Here is a 15496-nt window from a genome sequence, read left to right as displayed (position 1 = left end):
CAGGATCGCGGCCATGCCCCTCGCACCCGACCCGGTCAGCAGGCGCCGCGTCCTGCGGGGTCTGGTGGCCGCGCTGGCCGTGCTCGGGCTGCTGCTGTGGTGGCTGCGCCCGTTCGGCACGCCGGAACTGCGCGGCACGATGGTCTTCAGTACGGGCGTGCGCACCGGGGTCTACCAGCGGTACGGCGAGCTGCTCCAGCAGGCGCTCGCGACCGACGTCCCGGGGGTCGACGTACGCCTGGTGACCAGCGAGGGCTCGCAGCAGAACCTCCAGCGGGTCGCGAACGGCGAGGCGGACTTCACCGTGGCGACGGCGGACGCGGTGGCCAAGTACAAGCGGGACGGGAAGCCGGGCGCGGAGCACCTGCGCGGGGTCGCCCGGCTGTACGACGACTACGTGCAGTTGGTGGTCCCGGCGGTGTCGAAGGTGCAGTCGACCAAGGACCTGCGGGGCAAGCGGGTCGCGGTCGGCCAGCCCGGTTCGGGGGTCCGGCTGATCTCGGAGCGGATGCTGGCGGCGGCCAAGCTGGATCCGGAGAAGGACATCACGGCCGTGCCCATCGGGATCGACACGATGCCCGCGGAGCTGGAGGCCGGGCGGATCGACGCGTTCTTCTGGTCCGGCGGGCTGCCGACCAATGCCGTGCGGGAGCTGTCGGAGCGCTTTGAGATCCGGCTGGTGCCGCTCGGCGACCTGGTGCCGGAGCTGCAGAGCGGGGGCAGTCCCACGCACTACTACCGGGCCGCGGTCATGCCGCAGGACGCCTACGCGCGGGCCCGCAACACCTCGGCGGTGGCGACCCTGGCCGTGCCGAACCTGCTGGTCACCACCGACCGCACCGGGGTGGAGCTGACGGAGCGGTTCACCCGGACCGTGATCCTCAGCCGGGACCGGATCGGGCACGAGGTGCACGCCGCGCAGCTGGTGGACCTGCGGACCGCGATCTACACGGAGCCGCTGGTCCTGCACGAGGGCGCGCGCCGGTACTACCGCTCGGTCAAGCCCTAGCCCCTCTCGTGCGGATCCTGTTCGTCCGCTCCGCCGCGCGCGTCACGCCCGGGCCGGGAGCAGCATGGCCGCCGAGGCGGCCGCGCCGATCAGGCCCGCGTGGGTGCCGAGGGCGGCCGGGACCACCTGGAGGTCCCGGACGAAGGACAGGGTGGCGTACGAGGCGAGGTGGGCCCGGATCGGGCCGAAGAGGGTGTCTCCGGCCGCCGCGACGCCGCCGCCGATGACCGCGATGTCCGTCTCGACCAGGGTCGCGGTGGCCGCGATGGCCGCGGCCAGGGCGCGGCCCGCGCGGTCGAAGGCGGCCAGGGCGGCGGGGTCCCCGGCTTCGGCGGCCGCGGCCACGCCCGCCGCGGTGCGGTCGCCGTCGGCGCCCGGGGTCCAGCCCTGTTCCAGGGCGCGGCGGGCGATGGCGGTGCCGGAGGCGAGGGATTCCACGCAGCCGCGTCCGCCGCAGACGCAGGGTTCGCCGTCGAAGGCGACGCTGATGTGGCCGATGTGACCGGCGTTGCCGGTGGGGCCGGGGTGCAGCTGGTTGTTCAGGATCAGGCCGCCGCCGACGCCGGTGGACACCACCATGCACAGGGCGTTCGCGTGCCCGCGGGCCGCGCCCAGCCAGTGTTCGGCGGCGGTCATCGCGACCCCGTCGCCCGCGAGGACGGTCGGCAGCCGCGTCCCGTGCCGCTCCAGTTCCCGGGTCACCCGGTCCAGGACCGGGAACTCCCGCCAGCCCCCGATGTTCACCGGGCTGACCGTGCCGCGCGAGGTGTCCACCGGGCCCGCGCTGCCGATCCCGCAGCGCACCGCCGAGGACCACTGCGGGGAGGCCGCGAGGTCGGCGACGACCTCGGCGACCGCCGCCATCACCGCTTCACCGTCGGCCCCGGACCCGTGCGGGGTCGGCCGCCGGGTAGTGGCGGTCATGGTCCCGTCGGCGTGCACCAGCGCACCGGCGATCTTCGTACCGCCGATGTCGATGGCCACGGTGGGTCCGGCGGCGGCCGGTCCCGCGCCGAGCCGGGGGGCCGGAAAGGCTGAGGTGGGAGTGGTCACGGGAGGCTCCTGGGGTTCGTACGTCAGTATGCGCGCGTCGGCGGGGCCGTACTCTCGCGGGGCTCCAGCCTGGGCTGTTCGCCTTCCCTCGCCCGGGGCGGGCCGCCCGCCAGGACCGCGAGGAGTTCGTCGGCGGCGAGCCTGCCGAAGGCGGCGGTGTCCCGGACTAGGGCGGTGAGCCGGGGGTGGGTGACCCTGCACAGCGCCGAGTCGTCCCAGGCGACCACCGAGAGGCGGCCGGGCACCGCGATGCCCGCCTCGGCGGCGACGGCGAGACCGGCGACCGCCATCACGTCGTTGTCGTAGACCAGGGCGGTCGGCGGGAGCGGGCCGCCCAGTACCCGCCGGGTGGCCTCGGCGCCCTGCGCGTCGGAGTAGTCGGTGGTGATCGAGAGGACCTCGGTCCCGCCCAGCCCGCGCCGGTCGGCCTCGGCGCGCAGCGAGGCGATCCGGCGCGCGGTGTGTTCGAGCCCGGGCAGCCCGGCGATGTGGGTGATCCTGCGGTGGCCGAGGGCGTGCAGGTAGTCGAGGATCTGGGCCATGGCGCCGGTGTCGTCGGCGCGGACCGAGGAGAGCACGGCGGGGTCCGGGCCGCCCGCCTCGCCGACCGTGACGGCGGGCAGGCCGAGCCCTTCGAGGAGCCGGGGGCGCGGGTCGTCCGTACGGGGGTCGACGACGAGCACCCCGTCCACGCGCCGTTCGGCCCACCAGCGGCGGTAGAGGGCGCATTCGGCGTCGAGGTCCTCAACCACCTGGAAGAGCAGGGCGGTCCGCTGGACGGCGAGGACCTCCTGTATTCCGGCGACCAGCTGGAGGAAGAAGGATTCGACGCCGAGGGTGTGGGCGGGGCGGGCGAGGACCAGGCCGACGGCGCCGGAGCGCTCGCCGGACAGGGCGCGGGCGGCGATGTTGGGCTGCCAGCCCAGTTCCTCGGCGACGCCCCGGATCCGGGCGCGGGTGTCCTGCGAGACGCCGGGACGGTCGTTGAGCGCGAAGGACACGGCGCTTTCGGACACCCCGGCCTGGCGGGCGATGTCCTTGATGGTGGGTCTGCGGGCCATGGCCTGCCTCATCATCCTTCGGGTACGTGCGGCGCGGGCGGTACGGGCGGGACGCGGGGTGAACCGGCCACGCGCAGGGCAATGGCCGGACCGTACGCGATCCTGCCCTGGCACACCGCCTTGACCACGGCCCAGTACGTCCCCGGGGCGGTGCCGAGCGGCGGGTGGACCTCGAACTCCAGCTCGGCCGGAGCCCCGTCGGGCACGCGCAGGGGCAGCACGGCGGGCCCGATCAGCTGCCGGGTGCCGTGCGGGGACACCAGGTGGGCCAGTCCGGTCAGCGTCGAGCGGATTCCAGTACTGCCGATGACGGCCCGTACGACGCCCAGCCCGCCCGCCGTGACGCGTACCTCGGGGCCGGGCGCGTCCACCCAGAGCCCGGCCGGAACCGCTCCCCCGGATCCCGGTTCGGGCACGGTCACCGTGAGCGCGTCCTCGAAGTCCCCCGCGGGGGTGCGGGCGAGGACCCGGACCAGGTGTTCCCCGGGCTCGGCCGCCGGGCCGGGGGTCACGGTCAGCGGCAGCCGTTCGTGCCCCGCTCGGGCCAGCACGGTGTCGTGGACCGCCCAGGAGGTCCGCCAGCCGTGGGGCGCGTGGACCTCCAGCCGGACGTCGCCGCCCGCGCCGTGGGCGGCGACGGTGACCCGGGCCGCGCGCGGGGGGCCGTCGACGGTGACGGTGTACGGGGCGTCACCGAGCGGGGCGGTGCCGGTGTTGTGGAGCCAGTACCGGCTGAACACCGGCTGGTGGGGCTCTCGTTCCCCGGTGCGCTCGGGCATCCCGGACGGGGCCGCGAGCAAGGCGGTGGTGGTCGCGGCGGCGCCGATCCGCCCGCCGAAGGGGCCGAGGGGCCGGTCGAGCAGGTCGGCTTCCTGAGCGGATACGGGGGCTAGACCCGCTTCGGGGTCGGCTGCGGGGGCCGGTCCGGCGGGCCGGAGGAGCCGGGCGCGGGCCGGGCGGCCGTGGGTCTCGCGCAGCCGCACGGCCAGGCCGTCCGTGCCGGAGGCCCGCTTCACGGTCTCGACGAGGACCCGGTCGGCGGGCTCCACGCGGAGCAGGGACCGGGCGCTGGGACGGGGGCCCGGGCCGGGGGCGGTGGTGACGGCGGTGAGCGGCTTGTTGAACTCGCGTCCCCTGCGCACCAGATCGGCCGCGCGCCAGTCCCCGTCGGCCGCGATCAGCGCGTGCTCGAAGACGTGGGTCCAGTGCTGGAGCTGGAAGGAGCTGCCGTCGGGGGCGGTGCGCCGGGGCGGGTCCATCCAGGCTCCGCTGGGGCGGCCGGTGCAGGAGCGCATGAGGGAGCCGTGCAGGCGGCCGGACGTGTCGACGGCGAAGCCGGGCGTGCCCCGGGTGAGCAGGGCGACCGTGCGGTCCTCGAAGGCGTGGTGCTCGGCGGCGCCTTCGGCGGGCAGCGGGTGGCGGGCCTCGATCCGGCCGGTTCCTTCGAGGGCCCCGGCGAGCCCGGCCGCGCCGTCGGTGACCACCAGGACGGGCAGGTCCCGCGGGCCCGTCAGGTCGCAGCCGGGCTGCCACGCCTCGCGCAGCGCGGCCCGGGCCGGGATCCACACCAGCGGGTGGTGGGCCACGGCTTCGGCGTACAGAGGGTCGCAGGCGGCCAGGACCCGCGCCGTGAAGGCGTTGCGGCCGGGCCCGCCGAGGGCGATCCGGACGTCGGGGAGGCTGCTGTCGGACGCCAGGTCCCCCCAGCGCGGACCCCCGGGCCGGGTCGGAGTGGCCGTGACCCCGCGCCGCCCGAGGGCGGTGACCAGCTCGCGCAGCCCGTCGGGGGCGCCCGCGTCCAGCAGTACGATCTCGGCCGCGCCCAGCGCGCGCTGCCCGGCCGGAGCCCCGTCGGGCCCGGTCAGTACGGCGCGCAGGGTCGAGGACAGGGCGAACCAGTTCAGGCAGGGGCTGTCGAGGGTCCAGGGCGCCCGGGTGTGGTCGGCTCCGGCGTCCGCCCCGGGGAAGGCGAAGCCGCGTCCGACGGCCGAGGCGGCGGTCTCAGCGACGGGGAGCGCGCCGGGCACGTCGGCGGGGACGCGCAGCCGCAGCAGCTGGTCGGAGCCGTCGAACTCGTCCACGCGGGTGGTGAGTTCGATCCGGTCGAGGCCGTCCCACAGGGTGGTGGTCCGGGTCCAGCGGACGGGTCCGGTGCGGCCCCGGGCCACGATCCGCGCGCCCAGCGGCCCGCGCTCGATGTGGCACTCGGTGGCGGGCGCGGCGCCCGAACCCGTGCCGGGGCCCTTGGGAAGCAGGTGCCAGGGGCCTTCTCCGAAGTAGGGGTGGTGGTCGTACTCGTCCTGCACGACGAGCTCGTCGACCTCGCCGGGGGTGAGGAGTTCGCGGCCGGTGCGCCGGTCGCGGAGCCGGGCCAGGCCGCCGCCGCGCTCCGGGTCGGCCTCGGCGCGGAACGCCTCGTTCTCGATGACGAACCCCGGGCCGCGGGCCCAGCCGCCGGAGACGGCGAGCTGCGAGGCCGCCAGCCACCAGGTGCGGTGGCCGAGCGGGGGCACGTCCTCGGCCAGGAAGACCACCTCGGCCGTTGTGTCGGCGACGGCTTCGAGGTGCACGGCGGAGCCGCGCCCCTCGGCGTCGTACAGCACGATCCGGCGCGGATCGCCGCCGCGGGCGCCCGGGGCCGCGCCCGGTTCGTCGAGGCCCAGCGCCGCCAGGTCCACGGTGGTGCGGACGAGGTCGGTCCGGGCCCAGGACAGCGGGTTGTGCACGGTGACGGCGAGCCGGGCGGGCGCCGGAACGGCCGGGGAAGCCCCCCGGTCGCGGTCGGGCACGCGGTCCTGGTCGGGCACGCGGGTGTCGGCCGCCGCCGTCAGGGCCCGCAGCGCGTCCGCCCGTACTCCTTCGGCCAGGTCCTGCGCCTCGCGCCAGGCGGGCAGCAGGTCCAGGTACACCTGGTCGGAGAACGTGCCGGTGACGGCGTCGTGATGGGCGGCGTGGAGGATGTGACGCCAGGCCTTGTCGAGGGTCCGGCGCGGGTAGTCGGTGAGGCCTTCGGCGCAGGCCAGCGCGGCGAAGGTCTCGGCCTCCTCGACGAGGTTCTCGGCAGCCCGGTGAGCCTGTTTCACATCGGCGTAGGAGACGTCCTTGCCGGTGTAGACGGGTCCCATCTCCCGGGTCACGGGAAGTGGTCGCTCCCCTCGCGCGGCCAGTTCGGCGCGCACGGCGGCGAAGTGTGCGCGCGGGCCGGAGTGTTCCATGCGCGGCCAGCAGTAGCGGCGGTTCCAGGTGTGCTGGACCTCCAGGCCCCAGCGGTGCGGCCAGGAGAAGTCGGTGCCCATCGGAATGAGGACGTTGCGTGTCGCCGCGCCCCGGCGCAGCAGCTCGTACAGCGCCAGCAGCTGCTCGGCGGCGCTCTCGGCGTCGGGGGCCCGCTCGGAGAACCAGCCCGCCGAGTAGTGCGCGGGCAGGTAGTGCAGGAGCAGCCCTTCACCGCTGGGCGCGATCCACTCGTACTCGGCGGGCAGTTGCATCGCGTCCGGCGCGCGCAGCGCCTCGCCCCAGGTGTCCATCATCGGCCCCCACTGGTGGTGGGGACCGCGGGCGAGGACGGCCGAGTCCAGGCCCGCTCCCGCCATCAGGGCCGGGAAGGACGGGTCGTGGCCGAAGACGTCGAGGTGCCAGGCGGTACGGGGGTCGGCCCCCAGGGTCCCGCGGTGCAGGGCCAGCCCGTGGACGGCGCTGCGGATGGTGGCTTCGGCGGAGGTGAGGTTGGTGCTGGGCTCGTTGTAGGTGCCGCCGACGATTTCGACCCGGCCCGCGGCGATCAGCGCGAGGAGTTCGGCCCGCTCCCCGGGGTGGCTGTCCCACCAGGGCTTGAGGTAGTCGACCTCGGAGAGCACGAAGGCGTACGCGGGGTCCTCGCGGGCCTGCTGGAGGTGGAGCGGGATCAGGGTGAAGGCGGGTACGCCCGTGTACTCCCAGCCGGGTTCGGGGGCGCCGGGCGGGCGGGGGGCGTCCCACAGGGCGGTGTAGGCGGCCTGGGTGTTCCACCACATGGGGTCGTAGTGGAAGTGCGGGACGAGCCGGACGGTCCAGCCGGGTTCGGCGACGGTCAGCTCGAAGGGGTACGCGGCCAGCGGGTGCCCGCCGGGAGTGCTGACCGTGACGGTGGCGGCCAGCCGGTCGCCGGGCGCGGCCCCGGGCGTACGGACGGCCACCTCGACGGGGTCGACGGAAGCGCCGGAGTCCGCGGCGTCGCCGGAACCGGCGGCGGCGTCGTCGTCGGCACCGGGCTCGGCGGCGGCACCGGGCTCGGGCGAGTCGGCACGCAGGATGCGCGGGTGCGGGGTGAGGAGGCCGGGGCCGCTCACGGCGACGTACAGCGGACCGGCCGACCGGGTCCGGCGGATCCGGATCCGGACCACTTGGAGGGGGTCGTCCGGCGGGCCGGCGAAGAGGGCCGGGGTGGTGACGGACACGACCGAGATACCGCTGTCCATTTTCCGCACACTTCCTCGCGTGGCGCCATTGACCAGGCAAAACTAAAGCGCATTAGTGCGCTCAGCTTCGAGTGCGCGGAGCCCGTCTGTCAACAGGACTGAAGCGCATAAGTACCGGAGTCCGCTCGGGACGGGACTTTCATCCCTCCGGTTCGGGACGTACGGAGATTAAGGCCCTGTTGACTTTCCCCCGGAAGGGGCGGCAGCGTGGGGCCCGGCGAATTCTCGATTCCCGGTCCCCGTGACGCCCGCCTCCTCCGACCCCAGGACACTCATGCACCACGCTGCCGTCCCCGCCACCCGTCCGCGCGGCCTTCGGTTCGGGGCGAACTACACCCCGACGCGCGGATGGTTCCACCACTGGCTGGACTTCGACCTCGACGAGGTGAGAGCCGACCTGGACTCCATCGCCGCCCTCGGCCTGGACCACGTCCGGGTCTTCCCGCTCTGGCCGCTCTTCCAGCCGAACCGGACCCTGATCCGGCCGCGCGCGGTCGAGCAGCTGGTCGAGCTGGCCGACGCGGCGGGCGAACGCGGCCTCGACGTCGCCGTGGACGGCCTCCAGGGCCATCTCTCGAGCTTCGACTTCCTGCCCGCGTGGACCCGGACCTGGCACCGGCGCAACATCTTCACCGACCCCGAGGTGGTCGCGGGCCAGGAGGAGTACCTGCGCACCCTCGCCGCCGCCCTCGCGGACCGGCCGCACTTCCTCGGGATGACGGTCGGCAACGAGATCAACCAGTTCTCGGACGGCCCGCACCCCGACCCGGACCGGATCACCCGGGAGCAGGCGGACCGCTGGCTGGAGCGGATGCTGGCGGCCTGCGAGCGCGGGGCGCCGGGCAGGTTCCACCTCCACGCCGAGTACGACGCCGCCTGGTACCAGGACGGGCACCCCTTCACCGTGGCGCAGGCCGCGCGCCTCGGCGCGGCCACCGCCGTGCACTCCTGGGTGTTCAACGGCACCGCCCAGCGCCACGGCCGCACCGGGGCGGCCACCGAGCACCACGCCGCCTACATGATCGAGATGTCCAAGGCCTGGGCCACGGACCCGCACCGCCCCGTGTGGCTCCAGGAGGTCGGCGCGCCGGCCCCGCTGGTCCCGCCCGAGCACGCGGCCTCCTTCACCGAGGCCACCTTGGCCAACGCCCTGGACTGCGCGGACCTCTGGGGCGTGACCTGGTGGTGCTCGCACGACGTCGGCCGTGAGCTGGCCGACTTCCCGGAGCTGGAGTACGGCCTCGGCCTGATCGCCAACGACCGGTCCGCCAAACCGGCGGGCGAGTCCGTCGCCCGGATCGCCAAGGAATGGCAGGACCGCGCCCACCGCCCGCCGGTACGGTCCACCGCCCTGGTTGCCGATGTCGGCGGGGCCGAGGACGCGCCCCGGCGCTCGCGGTGCGCGCCCGGCGGCCCGTTCTTCGAGGCCTGGGCCGCCCTGGCCGCCCAGGGCGTACGCCCGGCGGTGGTGCTGGCCGACCACGCCGGGGACCCGGCCCATCTGGCCGCGCGCGGGATCACCGAACTGGTCCGCGTCGGCGACGTCCACTGACCCGTCCCACGACATACGGAGACCTGATGTCCGAGACCGAGACCGAGACCGAGACCGCGACCGCGACCGCGACCGACAACGGCGTGGACGCTCGCGCCGGCGCCCCGCGTCCCACCCGGCGCGGGCTGCTGACCGCGGGCGCCGGGGCCGGGGCGGGCGCGCTGCTCGGCGGCGGCCGCGCCGCGGCGGCCCCCTCCCCCACAGCGGCGCCCGGGGCCCCCGCGGCCCGGGCGGCCACCGCGGCCGACCCGGCGCCGTACGCCTCGTACTGGTTCCCGGACTCCCTCCCGGCGGGCGCCCCCGGCGCCGGGATCGTGTGGCGCTCGCTGAAGCAGTGGCGGGCCGAGACCGACCCCGACCTCGCGCACAACCGCGCGACCGTGCCGCTCGCCGCGCGGTTCACCCCGGTGGCGCCCAATACGACGGCCCGCGCCGGGCAGGCCCGGATCGCCTCGCTCGTCTCCTTCGGGCCCACGGCAGGGAACCCCTCCCAGGGCTCCGCGAGCGCCGACTACTACGCGCTCACTCACTGGGCGTACCTCGACGAGCTGGTCTTCTGGGGCGGCTCCTCCGGCGAGGGCATCGTGCTCGCGCCCAACGCGCCGGTCGTCGACGCGGCGCACCGCAACGGGGTGCGGGTGCTGGGCAACGTGTTCCTCCCTCCGGTGGCCTACGGCGGCGACCTCCAGTGGACCCGCGATCTGGTCCAGCAGGACGCGCTCGGCCGCTACCCGATCGCCGAGAAGCTGGTGGAGGTGGCGGCGGCCTACGGGTTCGACGGCTGGTTCGTCAACGCCGAGACCGGCGGCGGTGACAGCGCGCTCGCCACCCGGATGCGGGGGTTCCTGCGCGCGCTGCGCGCGGCCGGGGAACCGAAGGGGCTGCGGATCACCTGGTACGACGCGATGAACACGACCGGCGGGGTCGGCTGGCAGGGCGCCCTCAACAGCCTGAACCAGGAGTTCTTCGAGGACCGCCGGGGCACGGTCGCCGACACGATGTTCATCGACTTCCGCTGGAGCGCGCGGTCGCTGGCCGCCTCGGGCACCCTCGCCACGAAGCTGGGGCGCGGGCGCTACGAGCTGTGGGCGGGCGTGGACGTGGAGTCGGGCGGCTGGAACACGGATCCCGGGTGGGACGCGATCGTGCCGCGCGGGCGCGATCACATCGTCAGCTACGGCTTCTACCGGCCCGAGTGGACCCGCAACCACCTCACCGACCGCTCCCCCGGGGCCTTCCACGCGGCCGACGACAGATTCTGGACCGGGGAGTCCCTGGATCCGGCCCGACCGGCGGCTGGCAGTGCGTGGCGGGCTCCGGCCACGGTCGTCGCGGACCGGTCCACGGTCACCGCGCTGCCCTTCGCCAGTACCTTCAACACCGGTCACGGGCTGCGCTGGTACGAGGGCGGCGAGGTCGCCTCCCCGGCCCCGTGGAACCAGTTGGGCCTCCAGGACCGGCTGCCGGGCCGGCGCTGGGTCGTGGAGTGCGGCGGCGTGCGGCCCGCCGTGACCCTGGACTTCGCGGACGCCTGGCGCGGCGGCTCCAGCCTGCTGGTCGCGGGCGCGCTGACCGCTCCGGCGGCCGTCGGGCTGCACGCGACCCGGCTGCCGCTGACCCGGGCGACCGTCCTGGAGCTGGTGCACCGCACCGAGTCCGGCCCGGTGGAGGTGGAGGTCGGGGTGGCGGTGCGCGAGCCCGCGAAGGCGGGCGCGCCCGTCCCGTACACCTGGTTCAAGGCCGCCGCCGGGGACACCGGACCTGGCTGGCGGACCTCCCGGGTGGCGCTGGCCTCGCTGGCCGGCAAAACGGCGTACGCCCTCGCGGTCCGGCTGACCGGCCCCGGCGGGGAGCCGGTGCGCTGGCGGCTCGGCGCCCTCTCGGTCGCCGACGGGGAGCGGCCGCCGTCCGCGCCGGGCCCGGTGGCCGTGGACGCGGCGGCCCGGGACGGGGCGAAGGTGTCGCTGCGGCTGTCGTGGCGGCGCGCGCCGGGCGCGGTACGGCACTACGAGGCGTACCGGGTCCTGCCCGACGGCACGCGGCGCTTCCTCGGCGGCGCCTGCGGTACGGCCCTGTACGTTCCCGGGCTGGAGCGGTCCGGGACGGAGGCGAGCACCACGGTCGAGGTCCGGGCGGTGGGCGAGCTGTACACGGCGTCGGAGCCCGCCCGCGTCAGCTACACCTGGTAGCGGGCGGGGGCCAGAGCCGGAGACCGGGTTCAGGAGGCGTGCGGTCCGGTGCGCGGCACCGTGACCGTCACGCGCAGGCCGTGCGGCGGGTTCGTCTCGTACGCGAGGGATCCGCCGCCCGCGGCCAGCAGGGCCCGGGAGATCGACAGGCCCAGGCCGGAGCCCTTGACGTTCTGGTGCCTGCCGCTGCGCCAGAACCGGTCGCCGACGCGGGCCAGTTCGTCCTCGGTGAGCCCCGGTCCCCGGTCGGCGACGACCACGACGACCGAGCGCCCCTCGGCGGTCACGGAGACCTGGACCTCCTCACCCTCCGGGGTGAACTTGAGGGCGTTGTCGATGACGGCGTCGAGGGCGCTGGACAGCGCGATGGGATCGGCCCAGCCGGTGACGGCGCTGCGCCCGCTCTCGGTGAGCCGGACCCCCTTCTCCTCGGCGAGCGGGCGCCAGGAGGCGACCCGCTCGGAGGTCAGCTCACCGATGTCGGTGAGGCTGATCTCGGCGGAGGTGTGCTCGGCCAGCGCCAGATCCAGCAGATCGTCCAGGACCTGGGTCAGGCGCTTGCCCTCGGTACGCACCGAGGCGATCTCCGCATTTCCCTCGGGGAGTTCGAGGGCGAGGAGTTCGATGCGCAGGAGCAGCGCGGCGAGCGGATTGCGCAGCTGGTGGGAGGCGTCCGCGACGAACGCCCGCTGCTGCTCCAGTACCTCTTCGACGTTGTCGGCCATCTCGTTGAACGAACGGGCCAGGCGCCGGAGTTCCGGCGGGCCGCCACTGGCCGCGACCCGGGAGTTCATCCGGCCGGTGGCGATGCCGTGGGCGGCCGCGTCCAGGGTCCGTACGGGCTTGAGCACCCAGCTGGTGAGCCGCAGGGCCGCTCCGAAGGCCACCAGCATCGCGGCGGCCAGGCCCCCGGCGATGAGCAACCAGCCGCGCAGGGTGCCGGCGCGCATCTGGTCGGTGGGCGATTCGGTGACGACGACGGCGACGACGTCACCGTCGAGGACCACCGGGGAGGCCACGAGGAGTTTGCCGCCGGTCTGCCAGGGCCAGACCTGGGCGGGGTCGTGGCTGCGCCGCCCCGCGAGGGCCTCCTCGAAGGCGCGCCTGCCCTCGCCGGTCTCCGGGAGCTGCCACCAGCCGGGAGCGCGGGCCATGGCGTTGTCGTCGCGGTAGAAGATGCCGACGCGGATCCCGTACAGCTCCTGGTAGCGGGCGAGTTCGAGCTGGAGGGTATCGCGGCGCTCGTCGGCGCCCTTGTCGCCCGAGCCCTCGGAGTCGATGACGAACTGAGCGAGGGCGGCGAAGCGGGCGCTGTCGTCGATCCGGTCGACGACCACCCGCTGCTGCTGTCCGGCGGCCAGGCTCACCGCGAGCGGGAACCCGAGGGCGAGCAGGGTGCCCGCCATCAGGACGACGAGCAGGGGGAGCAGCCGGGTGCGCACGGCCGGGGCCCGCTACGGGGCGGCCGGGGCGACGAGCCGGTAGCCCACCCCGCGGACGGTTTCGATGAGCGCGGGCATCCCGAGCTTGGAGCGCAGCGAGGCGACGTGCACTTCGAGGGTGCGTCCGGTGCCTTCCCAGCTGGTGCGCCAGACCTCGCTGATGATCTGTTCGCGCCGGAAGACCACGCCGGGGCGCTGCGCGAGGAGGGCGAGCAGGTCGAACTCCTTGCGGGTGAGCGGGATGTCCGTCCCGTCCACGCAGACCCGCCGGGTGGGGAGTTCGATGCTGACGCGGCCGAAGCGGACGACGGCGGGGGTGCCGCCCGGGGGCGTGGCGCCGTCGTCGGAGACTCCGGTGCGCCGGGCCACGGCGTGGATCCGGGCGAGCAGCTCACCGGTGTCGTAGGGCTTGGTGACGTAGTCGTCGGCGCCCATGTTGAGGCCGTGGATGCGGGAGCGCACGTCGGCCCGCGCGGTCACCATGATCACGGGGGTGCTGGTCCGCTTGCGGATCTTGCCGCAGACCTCGTAGCCGTCCTGGTCGGGCAGGCCGAGGTCGAGCAGGATCACCCCGTAGGGGACGGCGCTGGGCAGGGCGCCCGCGGGCAGCAGGGCCTGGAGCGCCTCCTCGCCGTTGCGGGCGTGGGTCACTTTGAAGCCGTGTCGGGCGAGGATCGCGGACAGGGCCGCGGCGACGTGGTCGTCGTCCTCGACGAGCAGCAGTCTCATGCGTCCCCCTTTCCTCATCCCGGTATGTGGGCAAACATGGCCACCATGCATCCACGCCGATGCCGGGGCCCACGTCAAGGGGGTTCCGGTCCGGCATGCCGTCCGTTACGCAGCCGGTACGAGCACCAGGCGACCGTACACGCAGCGTGGCGGGGCGAGGCCGGATCGTTATCCTCAATTCTCCCTCAGATGTGATGACGGTGTGCTGATCACCTCACTACTGTCCTCCCAACCGAGGTGGACGGAGCAAAGGCCGATGAGCGGAGTATCAGTGACCGAAGGCACGCAGGACGCGGTGCCCGCCGCGGACAGCCTGGTCGCACTGAGCAACGTCAACAAGCACTTCGGCGCGCTGCACGTGCTTCAGGACATCGATCTGAGCATTGCCCGCGGCGAGGTCGTCGTGGTGATCGGCCCCTCGGGGTCGGGCAAGTCCACGCTGTGCCGGACGATCAACCGGCTGGAGACCATCGATTCGGGCACCATCACGCTCGACGGCCTCCCGCTGCCCGCCGAGGGCAAGGAGCTGGCCCGGCTGCGCGCCGATGTCGGCATGGTGTTCCAGTCGTTCAACCTCTTCGCGCACAAGACGGTGCTGGAGAACGTCATGCTGGGCCAGCTCAAGGTCCGCAAGACGGACCGGCCCGCGGCCGAGGAGAAGGCGCGCGCCCTGCTGGACCGGGTGGGCGTCGGCACGCAGGCCGACAAGTACCCGGCGCAGCTGTCCGGTGGCCAGCAGCAGCGCGTGGCGATCGCTCGCGCCCTGGCCATGGACCCCAAGGTGATGCTCTTCGACGAGCCGACGTCGGCGCTCGACCCGGAGATGATCAACGAGGTGCTGGAAGTCATGCAGCAGCTCGCCCGGGAGGGCATGACGATGATCGTCGTCACGCACGAGATGGGCTTCGCCCGTTCTGCGGCCAACCGGGTGGTCTTCATGGCGGACGGAAAGATCGTCGAAGAGGCCGCGCCGGACCAGTTCTTCAGCAATCCCCGCAGTGACCGCGCCAAGGACTTCCTGTCGAAGATCCTGCACCACTGACGACTTCGTCTGGTAGTGATCCGGTCGACGGGGCAAACATCGTCGCCCGTCGAACAACAACGTCTCATCCGAGGGAAGTTCACATGAAGGTTCTCAAGGCCGGCGCGGCCGTGGCCGTTGCCGTCGCCCTGGCGTTCACCGCGACCGCCTGCGGCAGCGACAAGAAGGCCGACACCGGGAGCGACGCGGGCAGCTCGGGCGCCGCCAAGAAGGACAAGATCGTCATCGGCATCAAGTTCGACCAGCCGGGCGTGGGTCTGAAGACCCCCGACGGCAAGTACGCCGGTTTCGACGTCGACGTGGCCACCTACGTGGCCAAGGAACTGGGCTACGCGCCGGACCAGATCCAGTTCAAGCAGGCCATCAGCGCCGAGCGAGAGAACCTGATCTCCAACGGTGACGTCAAGTTCATCGTCGCGAGCTACTCGATCAACGACAAGCGCAAGGAGAAGGTCGACTTCGCCGGCCCGTACTTCCTCGCGCACCAGGACCTGCTGGTCCGCGCCGACGACAGCTCCATCACGAAGCCCGAGGACCTCAACAGCAAGAAGCTGTGCTCGGTCACCGGCTCCACCTCGGCGCAGAACGTCAAGACGAAGCTGGCCCCCAAGGCCGACCTCCAGGAGTTCCCGGGTTACTCCGAGTGCCTGACCGGCCTGGAGAACAAGGCCGTCGACGCCCTGACCACGGACAACTCGATCCTCGCCGGTTACGCCGCGCAGGACAAGAACAAGGGCAAGTTCAAGCTGGTCGGGCTGAGCCTGAGCAACGAGAACTACGGCATCGGTCTGAAGAAGGGCGACAAGGACCTTCAGACCAAGATCAACGCCGCCATCAAGAAGATGGAAGCGGACGGCGCCTGGGAGGCGGCCGTGAAGAAGAACTTCGGCCCCGCCAACTACAAGAACGAGCCTGCCCCGCAGATCACCGAAGGCAGCTGATTCCTCGGTGAGGCGCGTCGC

10 protein-coding genes are annotated in these 15496 nt (G+C 73.8%); 5 read left to right on the top strand and 5 right to left on the bottom strand.

The genetic code is table 11. From position 1 onward, the window contains the following. The first annotated feature begins 13 nt into the window (after nt 1–13). Complete coding sequence (locus QMF80_RS13885; RefSeq protein WP_283452982.1) at nt 14–1009, top strand: TAXI family TRAP transporter solute-binding subunit; 996 nt, start codon at nt 14–16, stop codon at nt 1007–1009. Nucleotides 1010–1051: 42 nt separating this feature from the next. On the opposite strand, the gene QMF80_RS13880 is transcribed toward QMF80_RS13885, so the two are convergent. The 3 genes from QMF80_RS13880 to QMF80_RS13870 form a co-directional block, all read right to left on the bottom strand. Beyond that, on the bottom strand, nt 1052–1993 hold the full coding sequence (locus QMF80_RS13880) for an ROK family protein (RefSeq protein WP_283453097.1): 942 nt from the start codon (nt 1991–1993) through the stop codon (nt 1052–1054). A 92-nt stretch (nt 1994–2085) separates the two neighbouring features. Further along, nucleotides 2086–3123, bottom strand: coding sequence for a LacI family DNA-binding transcriptional regulator (locus QMF80_RS13875; RefSeq protein ID WP_283452980.1), 1038 nt, complete (start codon nt 3121–3123; stop codon nt 2086–2088). 11 nt (nt 3124–3134) lie between these two features. After that, on the bottom strand, nt 3135–7580 hold the full coding sequence (locus QMF80_RS13870) for a glycoside hydrolase family 38 N-terminal domain-containing protein (protein ID WP_283452978.1): 4446 nt from the start codon (nt 7578–7580) through the stop codon (nt 3135–3137). Between the two features lie 274 nt (nt 7581–7854). Between QMF80_RS13870 and QMF80_RS13865 the strand changes: the two genes are divergently transcribed. Further along, nucleotides 7855–9132 (top strand): glycoside hydrolase 5 family protein, encoded by a 1278-nt coding sequence (locus QMF80_RS13865; RefSeq protein ID WP_283452976.1) that lies wholly within the window; start codon nt 7855–7857, stop codon nt 9130–9132. A gap of 26 nt (nt 9133–9158) precedes the next feature. Continuing rightward, nucleotides 9159–11321 carry an endo-beta-N-acetylglucosaminidase gene (locus QMF80_RS13860; protein ID WP_283452974.1) on the top strand — a complete coding sequence of 721 codons (2163 nt, stop codon included), beginning with the start codon at nt 9159–9161 and terminating at the stop codon, nt 11319–11321. Nucleotides 11322–11350: 29 nt separating this feature from the next. On the opposite strand, the gene QMF80_RS13855 is transcribed toward QMF80_RS13860, so the two are convergent. Together QMF80_RS13855 and QMF80_RS13850 are read right to left on the bottom strand one after the other, a co-directional pair. Beyond that, nucleotides 11351–12763 carry a sensor histidine kinase gene (locus QMF80_RS13855; RefSeq protein ID WP_283452972.1) on the bottom strand — a complete coding sequence of 471 codons (1413 nt, stop codon included), beginning with the start codon at nt 12761–12763 and terminating at the stop codon, nt 11351–11353. A 12-nt stretch (nt 12764–12775) separates the two neighbouring features. Further along, the gene (locus tag QMF80_RS13850) at nt 12776–13492 is read right to left on the bottom strand and encodes a response regulator transcription factor (protein WP_283452971.1); all 717 of its coding nucleotides are present in this window, start codon (nt 13490–13492) and stop codon (nt 12776–12778) included. A gap of 256 nt (nt 13493–13748) precedes the next feature. Between QMF80_RS13850 and QMF80_RS13845 the strand changes: the two genes are divergently transcribed. Both QMF80_RS13845 and QMF80_RS13840 read left to right on the top strand, forming a co-directional pair. Next, a complete protein-coding gene (locus QMF80_RS13845) occupies nt 13749–14534 on the top strand; it encodes an amino acid ABC transporter ATP-binding protein (protein ID WP_283452969.1) in 786 nt (261 codons plus the stop codon). A gap of 83 nt (nt 14535–14617) precedes the next feature. Beyond that, nucleotides 14618–15475, top strand: coding sequence for a glutamate ABC transporter substrate-binding protein (locus QMF80_RS13840; protein ID WP_283452967.1), 858 nt, complete (start codon nt 14618–14620; stop codon nt 15473–15475). Nucleotides 15476–15496: the final 21 nt, after the last annotated feature.

It is taken from the genome of Streptomyces sp. G-G2 (genome assembly GCF_030063135.1).
Classification (GTDB): domain Bacteria; phylum Actinomycetota; class Actinomycetes; order Streptomycetales; family Streptomycetaceae; genus Streptomyces.
The sequence above is the reverse complement of the archived record's forward strand: the minus strand, read 5'-3'. Positions and strand labels throughout refer to the sequence as shown.

Coding starts and splice junctions, on each gene's coding strand:
- QMF80_RS13850 (WP_283452971.1), bottom strand. CDS start 13,492: ATGAGACTGCTGCTCGTCGAGGACGACGACCACGTCGCCGCGGCCCTG.
- QMF80_RS13885 (WP_283452982.1), top strand. CDS start 14: ATGCCCCTCGCACCCGACCCGGTCAGCAGGCGCCGCGTCCTGCGGGGT.
- QMF80_RS13845 (WP_283452969.1), top strand. CDS start 13,749: ATGAGCGGAGTATCAGTGACCGAAGGCACGCAGGACGCGGTGCCCGCC.
- QMF80_RS13875 (WP_283452980.1), bottom strand. CDS start 3,123: ATGGCCCGCAGACCCACCATCAAGGACATCGCCCGCCAGGCCGGGGTG.
- QMF80_RS13865 (WP_283452976.1), top strand. CDS start 7,855: ATGCACCACGCTGCCGTCCCCGCCACCCGTCCGCGCGGCCTTCGGTTC.
- QMF80_RS13870 (WP_283452978.1), bottom strand. CDS start 7,580: ATGGACAGCGGTATCTCGGTCGTGTCCGTCACCACCCCGGCCCTCTTC.
- QMF80_RS13860 (WP_283452974.1), top strand. CDS start 9,159: ATGTCCGAGACCGAGACCGAGACCGAGACCGCGACCGCGACCGCGACC.
- QMF80_RS13840 (WP_283452967.1), top strand. CDS start 14,618: ATGAAGGTTCTCAAGGCCGGCGCGGCCGTGGCCGTTGCCGTCGCCCTG.